14 protein-coding genes are annotated in these 14,100 nt (G+C 65.1%); all 14 read right to left on the bottom strand.

Going from position 1 to position 14,100, the window contains the following annotated elements; translation table 11 throughout:
- Nucleotides 1-15: 15 nt before the first annotated feature.
- The 14 genes from C8N43_RS03820 to C8N43_RS03760 are packed head-to-tail and all read right to left on the bottom strand — an operon-like array spanning nucleotide 16 to nucleotide 14,048.
- The gene (locus tag C8N43_RS03820) at nucleotides 16-1,647 is read right to left on the bottom strand and encodes a hypothetical protein (RefSeq protein WP_107844334.1); all 1,632 of its coding nucleotides are present in this window, start codon (nucleotides 1,645-1,647) and stop codon (nucleotides 16-18) included.
- On the bottom strand, nucleotides 1,640-4,654 hold the full coding sequence (locus C8N43_RS03815) for a baseplate J/gp47 family protein (protein ID WP_107844333.1): 3,015 nt from the start codon (nucleotides 4,652-4,654) through the stop codon (nucleotides 1,640-1,642). Before C8N43_RS03815 ends, C8N43_RS03820 begins: the two co-directional genes overlap by 8 nt.
- Nucleotides 4,651-5,859: a baseplate J/gp47 family protein gene (locus C8N43_RS03810; RefSeq protein ID WP_107844332.1), complete on the bottom strand. Its 1,209-nt coding sequence runs from the start codon at nucleotides 5,857-5,859 to the stop codon at nucleotides 4,651-4,653. Before C8N43_RS03810 ends, C8N43_RS03815 begins: the two co-directional genes overlap by 4 nt.
- Nucleotides 5,859-6,257: a GPW/gp25 family protein gene (locus tag C8N43_RS03805; RefSeq protein ID WP_107844331.1), complete on the bottom strand. Its 399-nt coding sequence runs from the start codon at nucleotides 6,255-6,257 to the stop codon at nucleotides 5,859-5,861. Before C8N43_RS03805 ends, C8N43_RS03810 begins: the two co-directional genes overlap by 1 nt.
- Nucleotides 6,257-7,081, bottom strand: coding sequence for a phage baseplate assembly protein V (locus tag C8N43_RS03800; protein WP_211308557.1), 825 nt, complete (start codon nucleotides 7,079-7,081; stop codon nucleotides 6,257-6,259). Before C8N43_RS03800 ends, C8N43_RS03805 begins: the two co-directional genes overlap by 1 nt.
- Before the next feature lie 9 nt (nucleotides 7,082-7,090).
- On the bottom strand, nucleotides 7,091-8,260 hold the full coding sequence (locus tag C8N43_RS03795) for a phage late control D family protein (protein WP_107844329.1): 1,170 nt from the start codon (nucleotides 8,258-8,260) through the stop codon (nucleotides 7,091-7,093).
- Nucleotides 8,260-8,595, bottom strand: a complete 336-nt coding sequence (locus C8N43_RS03790) for a hypothetical protein (RefSeq protein ID WP_107844328.1) — start codon at nucleotides 8,593-8,595, stop codon at nucleotides 8,260-8,262. The genes C8N43_RS03795 and C8N43_RS03790 overlap by 1 nt, the downstream gene beginning before the upstream one ends.
- 3 nt (nucleotides 8,596-8,598) lie before the next feature.
- Entirely contained in the window at nucleotides 8,599-9,228 is a 630-nt protein-coding gene (locus C8N43_RS03785; protein ID WP_107844327.1) for a hypothetical protein, read from the bottom strand.
- Entirely contained in the window at nucleotides 9,218-9,430 is a 213-nt protein-coding gene (locus tag C8N43_RS19420) for a hypothetical protein (RefSeq protein WP_146174153.1), read from the bottom strand. The genes C8N43_RS03785 and C8N43_RS19420 overlap by 11 nt, the downstream gene beginning before the upstream one ends.
- On the bottom strand, nucleotides 9,427-10,812 hold the full coding sequence (locus C8N43_RS03780) for an ATP-binding protein (protein ID WP_107844326.1): 1,386 nt from the start codon (nucleotides 10,810-10,812) through the stop codon (nucleotides 9,427-9,429). The genes C8N43_RS19420 and C8N43_RS03780 overlap by 4 nt, the downstream gene beginning before the upstream one ends.
- Nucleotides 10,809-11,768, bottom strand: coding sequence for a Pvc16 family protein (locus tag C8N43_RS03775; protein ID WP_158269902.1), 960 nt, complete (start codon nucleotides 11,766-11,768; stop codon nucleotides 10,809-10,811). Before C8N43_RS03775 ends, C8N43_RS03780 begins: the two co-directional genes overlap by 4 nt.
- A gap of 1 nt (nucleotide 11,769) precedes the next feature.
- A complete protein-coding gene (locus tag C8N43_RS03770; protein WP_107844324.1) occupies nucleotides 11,770-12,744 on the bottom strand; it encodes a hypothetical protein in 975 nt (324 codons plus the stop codon).
- Nucleotides 12,741-13,529: a hypothetical protein gene (locus tag C8N43_RS03765; protein ID WP_107844323.1), complete on the bottom strand. Its 789-nt coding sequence runs from the start codon at nucleotides 13,527-13,529 to the stop codon at nucleotides 12,741-12,743. Before C8N43_RS03765 ends, C8N43_RS03770 begins: the two co-directional genes overlap by 4 nt.
- A 6-nt stretch (nucleotides 13,530-13,535) precedes the next feature.
- Entirely contained in the window at nucleotides 13,536-14,048 is a 513-nt protein-coding gene (locus C8N43_RS03760) for a phage tail protein (protein WP_107844322.1), read from the bottom strand.
- Between the last annotated feature and the right edge of the window lie 52 nt (nucleotides 14,049-14,100).

Here is a 14,100-nt window from a genome sequence, read left to right as displayed (position 1 = left end):
AATCCCTCTCTAAAATCATTCGCCGTCCTCTGAGCCCAGAACGGGGGGGCTCAGGGCCAGCATGGGGTCGTAAAAAATCGCGGTTTCCTGACCGAGCGGCAGGAAGCTGTCGAGCTTGTGGCGCACCGCGCGCAGCGAGGCCGCGTGGTGCAGGCCGTGGCCCGCGCCCATCTCGCCTTCATCTTCCGCGCCCGCGAGGATTGCTGCAGGCGTGTCGGTGTCGAGAACGCCGTAGCCCGGCTCGCCGTAGCGGGCGGCGCGCTTCACGCAGTCCTCGCCGGTGCCGTGGTAGCGGTCGGTGAACTGGGGCAGGGCGGTGGTGTTCGAGCCGCCGCGCGCATCGAGGCAAAGCCTGCCCTTGCCCTTGGTGTCGTTGGCGCTGAAGCGCGAGTAGCGGATGCAGCTTTGCGCGGTCTCGCCCTCCTGACAGATCAGCGTGTCGGCCAGCGACTTGAACAGGCAGTCAGAGGCATCGAGCCGCCCGAAATCGGCAATATCCATCACCGTGCAATATTCCAGCTGCGCCTCCCGCCCATCGGCAAGGATCGTATCAAAAATGCTGTCCGTGGCCCGGAGCGGCGCGGGGTCGGCGGCAGAGGTTGCCAGATCGAGCGATTGCACCGCGCAGTCGATGAAGGTGATCTCCGATTTGGCGGCGCCCTTCAGGGTCGACTTGCGTCCGTTCGCGGCCACGAAGCGGAGGCCCTCGAACGTCATGGCGCGGTTGGGCAGCGGCACGCTTTGCGGCAGCTCCAGGATCAGCGCGGGGCCTGTGATGCCATCGCCCAGTTCCTCGAAGGCCATCAGGTCCTCGGCGCGCAGCACCTCCTTGCCCTCCATTGCGTCACGGAAGGTGGCGTTGGACAATTTCAAGCGCGGCAGGCCGTCGTGGAAGATGCCCTGCGGGGGGCGGACATGGATCAGAGTGCGGCGCGGGTGCGGGCCAACGCGCCGGGTGCGGTCCGGGTCGCGCAGATCGGGCGTGCGCGCGGTGTGGTCGTCGTAGGCACGCGGGAAACACGGCACGCCGCCCGGCGCGAGCCTGCGCCAATAGGTGTCCGTGCCGTCGGTGTCGTGCCGCCCGGGCTTGAGCCGGAAGAGCGGGTTCGCGCCGTCCTCGTCCTTGACCGCGCGGTCAAGCTTGCGGAAATCCGGCGTGATCACATTCGGGCCAAGGTCCAGCCCCGGCTCCGCGGTGAAGGGCGGCAGGTCCACGCGCGGGCATTGCGCGGTCATCCGCCAGCCTTCCTTGGCCACGGTCTCTGAGCGCAGCACGACATCCGCGATATCATCGATCGACGACAGCGTGCCCTTGGATTTGAACCACGCGACCGAATTGTTCAGCTCCCCCGCCCGCGCCACCGGGTCCGGCGCGGTTAGCTCTGCGCCAAGCAGCTCTGCAAGGTAGGGGACGACCCAGGGCTGGATCGCGCGCCCGTCATCTTGAGGCTCGGCGAAGCTGTCGGCATGGGCCTGCTCGGTTGTCGCCCGGATCTGGTCGAGCAGGTGACCAAAGCCGTGCAGGAACGCCTCGAGATCGCCCAGCTCGCCGTCATCCGCGGGATCGCGGTAGCGGTATTCCTCGGGCAGTTCGCGGTACAGGATGCGGCCCGCGCGGGAGCGCAACTCGTCGGCTGGATCACTCATGGAGGCCTCTCACATCAATGGAAATGGATGGCGCGCCGGGCAGGGCGGCGGCCACGGAATTCTCGCCCACATGGGCCACTTCGGTCGCGGTCGGGTAAATCGTCACCACCTGATCGTCGCGGGTCATCACACGGGGCGGCTTGTCGGGCGTATCGGGGCCGTAGTCGAAGGTCGTGACGATCGTGGTGGCGACCCCCGGCACGGCTTCCAGCGCCGCGATGGCTTCAGAAATATAGGCGGGCTGGCCGAAATCGCGCGCCTCCAGCGCGAAGGTCGCGCGCAGGGCCGCGTCGCAAGCGGCCTGAATATCGGTGGCATCGCGCGCGGTCAGATCGGCGCGCACCTGGGCGTGGATGCGCAGGTACAGCGGCTCGAAGCCGCGGAAGTCCAGCGTGACGCCGGGCAGGGCGCGCGCGCCCAAGGCCTCGCCCAGATCGAGCTTGAGCTGCGCCGACACATCGCCGCCCCCTGCGGGCACGATGCTGAGCGTCACCCGGCGTGCCCGGCGGGCGCGGGCGTCCTCGGCGGCGCGGGCGCGCCAGACCGCGGCATGGCGCATGGTCAGCTTCTCGAAATCGCGCAAGGACACCGCGCGACCATTGGACGACAGGCGTGCGGGGGCTGTGGCGCGCAGGCTCTCGACCGGTTCACGGTCCGCTCCGCCCGAGGTCGCGAAAGGCTGAAACACGGATTTGACGTAAGGGTGCTTTTTCGACGGCTCGACGAAAGAGAACGCGGGCACCGCAGAGCCTGCCGCGCCGACGCCGACCCGGTGGCGCAGGGCGGTGACATTGCCGCTGCCGGTGGGCAGGCGTCGGCGGAAATGCAGAGTCAGGTAGCCATCCTCGCCGAGCGTCGTCGACCACGTATTGGTCCCGTCCATCGCAGGGTCGATGAAGTCGGAATAGGTCCACAGCTCGCCATCGACGGCGATATCCATGGCCGGGATCACTCCGCTTTCGGAGACCGGGGAGGCGACGTGGCTGACATCGGCAACCTGGAACAGAAAGCTCTGGCGCATCTGTTCGCCATCGCCTGATCCGATGGTTTTCGGACCCTTGCTTTCGCCATGCCCGGCGATTACCGCGTTGAGCATGAAGACCGTGTCGCCACGGGTGAAATCGGCGATGGAGCCTGCAAGGCTGAGCGTAACCTCGACCTTTTCGCCGCCCAGCGGCTTGATCGTGGCCAGCTGCGCCTGCACCTCCCGCGCGCCGTCGCTGACGATCAGCGGGCGGCCGGGTCGCAGGATGTCGAGCGCCTCGTCCGGGACGTCGCAGAAGGTCAAAAGCGCGAGCGTGCCGAACGTATCCGGGTTGCGGTCGTGGTCCAGCGGGCGCAGGCTGTCGCGCATCGGGCCCACGAATTCCGCCCCGCGCGTCACCGAGACCGCTTGGTCGAACGCAATATGATAGAGCCCCTTGTCCTGCCGCAAGGCCTTCACCCGCAGCGCCTGCTGTGCCCGCCGCGCACGGCTGCGCAAGATGAACACCGCGCCGGGCTTCAGCCCCTTCGGCATCGCGCCGCGGAAGCTGGCGACATTGGCACCGTCGTCCTTCGTGACCTTGGGATCATCGATCAATTTCGCAGCGGTGGACTTCTCGCCCGGCACCTGGATGAATACGGTGTCGATCTTTGGCAGCTCGAAAATATAGCCGCTGGTCTTGCCCTCGAAGCGGTATCTGGTGACGCCGGAGGTGCGCACCTCCAGCCCGTCCAGACCGTTCCCGCGCACGGCCTTTTGTCGGCGCCGGAAGACGCTTGGGTATTGCGCCGCCTTGACCACGCCATCCTCGGTGTAGAAGACACGGTCGATCTGGGCGGTGGGCGTGTGGAAGATGCCGGGCTCCTTGGCGGCCAGCGGCGTCAGCGCGACCAGCTCGAACGCGTCGGGCAGTGTTAGACCGTCGGGCAATGCCAGCTCCACCCGGTCTTCATCGCGCGCGGTGACGCGTAGGATGCGTGGCACGCTGAGGCCGCGCAGCTCCACCAGATCGGCCTTGCGGAGCGCATTGGCGTCCTCCAACTGAACAACCACACTGCCACCCTCGCTGCGCGGAAGCGGGCGCAGGATATCGGCCGGGTCACGCCAGAGCCGGGCCTGCGCGCGGGTGGGGCGCAGTTGCAGCGCCTGGTTCAGGCGCAGCTCGAACAGGGAGGCGTCGGCGTCCTCGCTGACATCTTCGGCCCCGGTGATCGTGCGCACCTGCGCGCCGCCGCCGCCGGTGATGACCACCTCTTCGCCGGGCGAGAGCACCTCTCCCGACGGGTTCAGCCAGGTCTCGTCCTGACCGGGCAGGCGACTGCCATTCACGTCCCAACCGGAGACGCGGACACCGTTGAGCGCCGGGTGCGCCAGCAATTTACCCAGCGTCTCGAACACCAATGGCTTGCCGGTGGCGGGGGTGTGCTTCATCGCCATTCCGGCGGCGACCTCGACCGCGCCGAGGTCCGGCTTCAACTCCAGCGCCACGAGGGTCGAGGCGGAGGCCGCAGGCGTCGGCTGGTAATTTACCAGCGCCGCCATCCGCCGCAGATTGTCCCATTGGGTCGCGGTGCGCAGGTAACCTTCGTTGGCGAAAGCGTCGAGATGGCCCAGCGTCACGTGCGAGGCACGTGCGAAGGCGCGCAGGATATCCCACGCGTAATCCCCGTCGCTATCGGCTTGGTATTGCGCGCGCAGGCGCAGCCCGCGTTGCCCGCGACTTTCCAGCTTCACACCATCCTCGGTCGAGGGCGGGATCGCGCGGGCCAGTCGCTGCCACACAAGGCTTTTGCGAAGGCGGTCGATATCCACCTCGCTGCGGTTAAGATCGGAGGTCTCGCTGAGAAACAGGTCACGCAGCGCGTCGGGCGCGCGCATATCGGCAGGCAGCCCCTTGGCGTAAAGCCCGGTCAGGATTTCGCGCAGTCGCTCCAGCCAGACGGCCGCATCGCCATCGACATAATCGAAGCGGCGCATGCCAGCGCGGTTCCAGCGGGTCAGATCCGTTTGGCGCAGGCTCATCCGACCTCCCCCCCTTGCACGGTGATGCGGAAGGCGCCGCGTTCAGGGCGGCGGCTGTCGCCGGCGCACAGGATGTAGGCGTCGGGATCGACGCTGATGAACCCTTCCGCGCTGCGGTCCTCGAAACTGTCGCCCACGCGGCGGAAGCGGTTGAGGCAGGCGACGGCAACGCCTTCGATCTGCATCGCGGCCTCGATGATGTCGGAGGCGTAGATCGTCTCGCCAAAGCCGAAGCGCCCCGGCTCGAAGAAGCCGCCCTGATCGGAGGTGAACACCGCCGCGACCGCCTGCTTCAGCTCGGAGCGGAAGAAGCCCTTGGCCGCGCGCACCGACAGCGTCACGTTGATCGGGGCTGCGCGGGCGGGCTCGAGGAAAACTTCTGCGCCGATCATGCGGTAGGCGTCGACCAGCACACGCAGGATCGCGCGTCCGGTGAGGCCGGGGCCCACCGGCGGCAAGGCGAGGTTGCGGTCCGAATGAAACGCCTCGATCTCGCGCCAAAGCTCTGCGCGCAGGCGGTTGGGGCGGGTGGCGTCCGCCGGGCCGTCATGGAGCGGGCGGTCCATCGGCAGGTCATCTTCGAGCAGCGTCGCCACAAGGATCGAATTCCACGCGCCCGACCAGACCATCCGCGCCTGCGCCAGCGCGACCAGCGGGTGGCTTTGCAAAACGGTGCTGTGGTCGGCAAGGGTCACCATGCGCCGTTGCTCCGCGATCTGGCGCGGGCCTTCGCGCCGGGCACGCTCCATCGCGGCGGGGTTGCGCAGCCAGTATTGCTCGAGCGCCTCGGTGTCGGTGGGCTCCGCGCTCGCCGGGGCGAATTGCGCGCGTGCCGCGGCCATGTCGGCCCCGTCGGCTTGCCAGCCAATCATCGCCAGCAATCTGCGGACCGAGCCGGGCTTGCGCGCGGTGTCGAGATAGCGCTCCGCCTGCACCCGGTCCATCGCGTGGGAGGCGCGGTCGAGCGCGGCGGACAGGACCTCGACCAACACGACCTCCATGTCCGCGGGCGTCCAGCGGCGGCGATCGGGATAGCGCGAGGCCAGCTCCTGCATCATGAACAGCTTGAAGCTGTCGTAGTCGCGCACCTTCCAGTCGAAATCATCCTCGACGCCGGGCAGGGGCAGGGGCAGGATCTGCTCGCGCGTGCCACAATCCGGGCAGGTGCCGTCGAAGATCAGCTTTGCAGGGGCGAGCTCGGCCATCAAGACACCTCGAACCGGTGGGTTTCGGTGCGCGTCAACGCGGCGATCGTGTAGGTGATCTCGACCATCAGCACCTCTGGCTTGTCCGGCGGCGCGCCGACCTCAACCCGGATGGTCTTGGGATCGACCTCACCCGCCAGCGCCTCTGCCAGCGCGCCGTAGAGCCGGTTTTGGGCCAGCTCCCACAGCCCGACCGCGTTGCCTTCGAACACATGCTGGCGCGCGCCGAAGCCGTATTCCGGGCGGAACACCCGCTCCCCCGGAGAGGTGAACAGCACCTGCTCGACCTGCTGGCGGATATGGTCGAACCGCGCGACCTGCGCTGCGCCGGTCTCGGTCATCCGGAACGGAAAGGCCATGTAGCCGACGCGCGGCAGGGTGCTTTCATACTGGGCCATCAGCTTGCGGTGCTCTTCGTGGTTAATACGGACGGGGTGAGCGGGACCATGGGCGGCGCGGTGGGCGAGCCGGGCGCCGCCGTGGGATGCGTGTGGGCATTGAAGAGCGACAGGAAGGTTGAGCCCTTGATCAGGGGCTCGCCGCCTGCGCCTGCGACCGTGACCATGGAGCCTTCGATATTGATCGTGGCCGAGGATTTTACTTCAATTCCGCCGCCTGATGCGCTGATTTCATTGCCATTCGCGTCCGAGCAGGTGATCCCGGAGGACGTCATTTCCAACGCGTTGCCGTTGCCGTCGGCCACAAGCAATGTCCCGTCCGCCGCATTGAGCGTGACCGTCGCACCGGCCGCATCCGTCAATACCATGGAGCCTTCCTGGTCCATCACGACGGAGGCCTCCTTGGCAGATTTCATGGTTAACACTTCGGTGTCGGCGGTGTCGTCAAGCGACAAGACGTGCCCGCTTTCAGACCGGATGAATTTGACCTCCGGCGCGGTGTAGTCGTCGGGCATCTCGCCTGGGTCCCGCCAGAAGGTTCCCGTCCACATCGGGCTGGCGATATCGCCTTCCAGAAACTCGGCCACCACCTGCGCACCGACGGGGGGAACTGCCAGCATCCCGAATCCTTCCGCGCCGCCATAGGGGACGACCGGCAGGGCCCAATCCGAGCTTTCCGACCCCATCACCGACGGGATCGTCAGCTTGCAGCGGCCGCGATTTTCCGGGTCCTCTCGATCGGTGATGAAGGCGCGGTATTTACCAAAATAGCGCCCTTCCTGCTTACGGATCGTGCTTTCCAGTGCATTGAACATCTCGGACATGATGGCTCCTCAGAACAGGCTCTTGATCGCGGAGAGGACAGGCGACAGCGGAGCCGATCCGACCGCGTCGGTTTCCCCGACAGCATTGCGAATGAGTTGAAATTGTTGACGATATCCATCCGGGTTGAACTGATGGGTTACCGTATCGACGTAGTAGACACCTCCGTTGCGCGACCCCACGCCGTCAACCGTTACGGGGGCTCCTGCGCGCAGGACATGACCGTACAGCGTGCCGTCCAGCTCGCCGCTGGCCTTGATGCGAAAGCTTGCCTCGTTAACCATGCCTTGAGCGCGGGCTTCGATTTCGTCGACCGTCTCGTCGCCTTCGCCCTTGATCCGCGCGATGGCAGGCGTGCCAAGCCCGGCGCCTTCGGAGGCGGCTGGGAACTTGCCGAGCAACGGCAGATCGGCGTAGGCCTCGCCCGTGATCGGCTCGTCATCCTCGGTGGCGGGGGCCTTTTCCCAGGCGACGATGTCGGGTTTGTTGGCTTCGTCCGTCACGGCGAAGTTCAGGCAATTCGTGGCGTCCCCCGCGTAGACCATGATTTTGGTCTGCGGGTCGGCTTCCAGGCGTTTTGGGCCGAAATAGACCTCGCCCCGGTCAAAAATCAGCTCGAACCCGTTGGCCTTGGCGCGCTCGCGCAAGAAGGTGATCGCCGTGGCGTCCTGCACCAGCCCGCGCGATTTCGCGCCGTCCGGTCCCGCGATTACAGTTAACGACAGCGGCGCGACCAGAGCTTCGAGGATCGCCCGATCCGTCATCGGCGCGGTCTCGTCCCCCCACGGCGTGCGCTGATGCTCGCGTGACAGGGCGGCGCTGTCGTCGAGACACTCGATGACCAGTTTCGCCTCGCCGCCATTCTGCGGGTAAGTTGGTTTTAATTCAGTGATATAGCCGCGGAAAACTTCCTCGATATGCGTTTGGAAATCGGCATTGATGATGATCTTCTCCCACCGCGCGAACAGGCCAGAATCTGCGGCCATGAAATCGCCGTTGGTGTCGCGGCGGTCATCGATGGTTAACGTGGCGGCGCTGGCTTCGGTCCGTGACGCGCTGACTTCGATGCTTGAGACAAGGTCCGAGAGCGTCCCGATATCCTTTTTGGCGTCGCCCACGAGAACTTCGACCGATGCCGCCTGCCGAAACCCGGGGTCGAGCAATTGATCCAAAACGCCCATCACCGCACCTCACGTCTGCGCGGGACCAGAAGCGTACGGCCCGTATCTTCAGCTGCGATTTCGGGTTTTTCGGGATGCGGATCGTCGGCATAGACCAGATCCTCGGGGAACATCACTTGCGCGTTGCAATCCGCGAGACGCCGCCAATCCCTTGGATTCGCGTAGTAATTTTGCGCCATTTGGTCGAGCCGGTCGCCAATCGTGACGGAGTGTTCCAGCACCGCCTCCGGATTGGCAATGGCGCGCCCGCGCAGTCCGCGGAACCCCTTCGTTCCGTCCTCGGGTGGCTCGAAAAGCGCGGTTGTCTCGTAGTAGCTACCCTTGAAAAACGCCATGCTCTAGCCCCCCGCGCCGCTGACAAGGTTAAGCCCGGTTCCGATCGTCTGGCGCACTTTGTCGGCCAAAAAGAAGGGGTTGGCACTTTCGATCACCTGCATGGTTAACCCCATCTCGGCGCGATAGGGCATCAGGTTTGGCAAATGAAACGTCTCTTTCTGAGTGACACCGGTCAGAAAGACCGGCAAAAGCTGCATCCCCCAGGCAAAGATCAGCACAGACGCGGTTTCTTCCCGCTCGAACGCGCGGCTGCCGGACAGGCCAAGCGAGGCCAGAACCTTGACGCCGCCGGGACCTTGCGCTTTCGGCTCCGCCATCGAGCGCAACGTGTCGATTTGCGGCTGAACCCCGAACGTCTTTGCGATCGCCTTGCCTTCGTTCAAGTCGTCGGTGGCATCCAAAAGGATCGTGACCGAGAAGCTTTCGGCTTGCATTTCTACGCCTTGCGCAACGCGAGATGTCTCAAGCGGGCTCAGAAAATCATAGCCGCCGCGTGATCCCGGGGCGTCGCCTGTCTTGACCGTGACCGTGCGCGAGCGGCTGATTTCCTGCGGGTTGAACTTAAAGATTAACGCAAGCGGCGGGATGGTTAATCCGTATTCAAACAGCATTCCACGGGTTTCAACGGCCATGCTTGCCTCCCTTCAGCCCGGCTGCGACTTGGCCCGCAAGAACCGTGCCGCGTTGTCCGTGGCTATCAGTTTTGATCGGGCCGTCAGGCGTGGCGCCCTGACCAATCGCCTTGCCCACAGCTTCAGCAATCGCGCGCGCATCGTGTGTCGACGTCGCGGCCATAGGGGCGGGAAGCACAACTTTGAGGCGCTTTACTTTCATGCTGCAACCTCAAGAAATTCCGATAGAAATCCAATCTCAGATGGCCTGACTTGGCGGGCATCTTTGGTTAGTTCAGCCCAAATTGCGCGCGCCAAGTGGGGAAGGTCGACCTTGCCTTGATCGGCATATGCCAGGACCGCAGCATAGGTCGCCGCATTCGCGATCGCGCCGCCGGACAGCCGCACAGCGTCGCCGATTTTGTCCAGATCAACGCGTTTCGCGATCGGTGCGTCGGGGGGAAGAAGCACTTTCCAAAGCGCAGAACGGGCCTGCACGTCGGGTGTCGGGAAATCCACGACCAGTTGGAATCGTCTTAAGAAAGCTGAATCCACATTGGCGCGCAGGTTTGTGGTTAATATCACGGGGCCGGAATGGCGCTCAAACCGGGCCAACATGTGGCTGACTTCCAGGTTGGCGTAGCGGTCGCGCGCGTCCGTAACCTCCCCACGTTTGCCCAGAAGGCCGTCTGCCTCGTCGATCTGCAGGATTGCGTTGCGCCCCTCCAGACTGTCCAGCAGAGCATTCAGATTCTGCTCTGTCTCGCCCACATATTTTGACATGATACGGCCGAGGTCGAGCGAGTAGAGCGCCCAAGGCGCGCCGGTGCGTTCGCCCAACTCGGTGGCGAGAACGGTCGCTGCGAAGCTTTTCCCGGTTCCCGATGCGCCTGAAAACAAGGCCAATGGCCCGTGCACGGCGCGTGCGCCCCAGTCACGGGTCATGGCGTGGCGGTGTTCGACCCAAGCACCGAATTCGCGCAGTTGGCGCAGGGTGGGTTCTGGCAGAACGAGCTGGTCCCAGCGTCCGCGCATGGTGGCGAGCGATGCGCCGGGAGGTGGCGCGAGTTCCGGATCGCGCCCCAGCATCAGACGGATCAGGATCGGTCCCGGACGCAGGGTTTGCAAAGGCGTGTTGCCTTCGACCTTCAGCAAACCCGAACGCACCAAGGGTGCTGTCGGCGTTAACTTTTCGATCAAATCGGCAATCTCTTCGCTGCTCTCCAACATCAAGAGCTCTTGCACCAATGCAAGCCCGGGCCAGGGTTGCGCGATCTGCGGTTGCAGCGATTGCAAGCGCGGCGCGAAGGCGGGACGGGCCACGGGAGCTAAGGCCAAGACCATCAGATCCAGATCCATAGGCGTGAGCTGATCCAATACCTCTTTCGGGATCATCACGGACAGGCCCTTCCAACTGCCTGCCGTGCGCGCATCGCTGACGGTCTCCGACAGTGCGGCGAAGCGCTGTGCGAATTGGTCGTCGAGCTGGGCTCCGGTCCGCAAAGCCTCTGACAGGCTCAGCATGTCGTGCAGGCGCGCCCATTCCAGATCCATGGCAGAGGCCACGATATCATTATTTTCAGGGGGTTGCGTTTCAATATTCATGTCACGATGACCCTTACGGTGTTCCCGGCCGGCAGGTCGTCGCCGCGTGGGCGGGTGATGATTGTGGCGGTGTCGCCGGAGGCGGCATTGTCGAGCGTGACGCTTGCGGTCGGCGTTTCCGGGGTGAGGGCTGTGGACTTGATCTCGAAGTCTTGCGCGGATTGGGTGTCTTCGGAGCCATCGGTGCGGCTCCACGCGACGGTGATGCGAACCGGCTCGTTCTCTGGCCCAGCGACGGCGAGAGAAATGCGATCCGTGCCCGAAGCGACCGCAAGTTCAGAAACAAGCACGTCGCCGGTATTAATCATCGTAAACGGTAACCAATTAACCTTGGCATCGGCGGCCGTGATGGCCAGCGGTGTCTGCCCGATCTCGTCATCGACGACGGCGTCGGCTCCTAGGTCGAGAATGACAGCTTCCACTGGCGTGGGCGGCGGCAGGTAGGTGAGCGGCTCGATCGGGATCAGCGCCAATTCGTAGGCCGCGGACAAGCGATAGGCCAAATCGCCGCCCTGAATGGACCAGATGTGGTTCATCTCTTCCATCTCCGGGGCCTGTAGCACGGCCTGCAGACGATACTCGGTGGCCTCAGGGGCCGGCGTGCCGCCGGGCAGCACAACCGGGATGACCGGCTGGGATTGCAGCACCCGCACCGCATGGCCGAGCACACGCAGGTCCTTGTCCTTCACACTCGCATCGGACGCGTCCGAGAACGCCGTCAGCAGGACCTGTGCCCGAATGAAGGTCGGCTCGTTCTGGCCAAATTCGGGATGAATGCCCGAGGGCAGGATGCGGTAGCAAAAGACATTGAGCACCGCCTTATCGGACCCTTTCGCCTGCTCGGAGGCGGCGTTGGGGCTTTCCACGGTGACGGTCACGTCTTGGCTGAAATTCGCCGCCAGATGGTCGGCGAAGCCTTGCATGGCGAGCGACAGCGAGCTTGCATCAAGGGCCATCTCAGAAGCCCCCCAGGAAGCGACGTTTCGCCATGGCCGAGAAGTCCTGGCCTGTTGGTGCCGCGGCTGCGCGCGAGGGTTCCTGGACGACGACATCGACCTGTTCAATTACGACTTTCGGTGTGGTTTCGGACGGCGGGGCCGGGGCGAACCTGTCCTGCATCTTGGGCATGTCCGGCGCGAGGCTGGGGGCGTCGAACGGGGCATCGTGGCTGTGCCCGTCGGTTGCATCGCCCGAAAAGGGCGCCGTGTCTGTGACTGCCGCCACCGGGGTGACAGGCGACGCGACAGAGGCCGCGGGGGCAGCTTCGCGACGCAAGGTCATCGCGGGAGGCTGGTCATCCATGGCCGACAATTCCGCCGGTTTCGGGCTATTCTCGGCCGTCAAATCCATCGCGCTAGGCGGCGACATTCGCGACAGCGGTTGTGCGTCTTCTTCCATGCGGGCCAGCGGCTGCGCTTCATCTTCTTCGGTGCGGCGCAGGGGCTGGGCCTTTTCTTCCTCCATCCGCGCGACGGGCTGCACTTCGCCTTCCGCACGGCGCAGGGTCTGGGCTTCCTCTTCCTCCATACGGGCCAACGGTTGCGCCTCGTCTTCGGTGCGGTGCACAGTCTGCGCCTCTTCTTCCTCGACGCGCGCGAGCGGTTGCGCGTCTTCCTCTTCCGCGCGACGCAGGGGCTGGGCATCTTCCTTTTCCATGCGGGCGAGCGGCTGTGCCGCTTCTTCCTCTTCTTGGCGGCGCACCGGTTGTGCCTCTTCTTCTTCCATTCGTGCCAGAGGCTGTGCTTCGTCCTCCTCCATGCGGCGCATAGTCTGCGCCTCCTCCTCCTCGGTACGGCGGAGAGGCTGGGCCTCTTCCTCCTCCGCGCGGGCGAGGGGCTGCGCCTCTTCTTCCATCCGCGCGATGCCCTTGGGCCGGGCGAGGGCGGTGGAGCTGTGACCCGCGCGGGACAAAAGGCGTCTCACCAAGCTCATCGGCGGGCCTCGTTTGCGATCAGTCGGGCGTAGCTGGCGCGCCGGGCGGTGGGCAGATCGAGGATGGCGTCCTCGCTCCAGTGATAGCTGCGGGCGAGCCGGTGGACTTGCCCCAGCACGGTGGAGCCGGACGGGAAGGCGAAGCTCAGCGGGTCGATGCGCGCGGCGGTCTCGGCCTCGCAAATGGGGCAGGCGGTCTCGATCGTCTCGGCAATGTCTGGGGTGGCAGCGTCGAGCTGGGCGTCGATCAGCTGCAGATCCGCGGTCGTGAAGCCCTGCGCATCTTCGGCGCGCGTGTCGGCCAGCCCGCATTCGCGGGCCAGCACGCGCAGGGCCTGATCCGGGGTCGCGTGCGCCAGCGCGTCCTCGACCGCGCCGCTGGGGACCTCGAAACGGCGGGGGCCGCGGGATGTGTCGACCTCGATCACGGGGAAGACCGAGGGCACATCCGAGCGCGGAAGCTCTGACAGGGACACGCGCAGATCGTAGCTTTCGCCGCAGCTGCCGCAGCGCGCCTGAAACCATCGGGGGCCGGGCAAAAAAGTGAGCGCGGCGCGGGCCAGAAGCCATGCGCGCGCGCCGGTGGCCAGACGAGTTACCAAATCACGCGTTACAGATAGGCCACCTATCTGGAAAAACATCGCCTCGATCACGCCGGTGACCTGAGCGGGTCGGGTGCGCGCCTGCATGGCCTCTGCCAAGGCAAGCTCCACGCGTCCTGTCAGGGGGCGTGGCACGGCCGTGGGAAAGGCCACGGCCAAGGTGAGGGGCGCACGCTCGGACATAGGGGCTTACGTCTCGGCCGGTTCGGCAACGGCGAGGTCGCGGGTGAAGCCCTCATAGGCGAGCGTGACGGATTGGATGCCGACCGTGTTCATGTTGTTGGCGTCGAATTCCGGCAGGGCCTGATACTCGGTCACGAAGGCGCGGCGCAGCACATAGGCGATGGCTGGGGTGCCTTGCAGGTTCAGCACGTTGATCACGATGTCGCGGCGGAAATTCACGAGGCTCATGCCGCCATCGCCGTCGGCGACGTTGTTGACGGAGTTCGCCCATTCTTCAAACACCGGATCGTGGGACAGGCCCTGCTCGAGCGTGACGTTCTCAAACTTGGTGCCGCCGGGCATGGCGCGCTGGTAGCTGGGATCGCCCGCGGCGCGCCAGTTGACGACCTCGGTCGTCTTTTTCAGCGCGCCCATCTTCGACAGGCCCGCGACCACGCGGCCTCCGATGACGACCTGGAATTTAAAGGTACGGTAAGGGTCGTAGCGATGCGCGTTGACCGGGAAAAGTGGAGCTGCCATTGGAAAAATATCCTTTGCAAATAGTGTGGTGTCAGAAGGGAGGGGCGCCAGC

This window comes from Litoreibacter ponti, from assembly GCF_003054285.1.
GTDB classification, from domain to species: domain Bacteria; phylum Pseudomonadota; class Alphaproteobacteria; order Rhodobacterales; family Rhodobacteraceae; genus Litoreibacter; species Litoreibacter ponti.
Note: the sequence above shows the minus strand (reverse complement) of the source record. Positions and strands in the feature narration are given on the sequence as shown.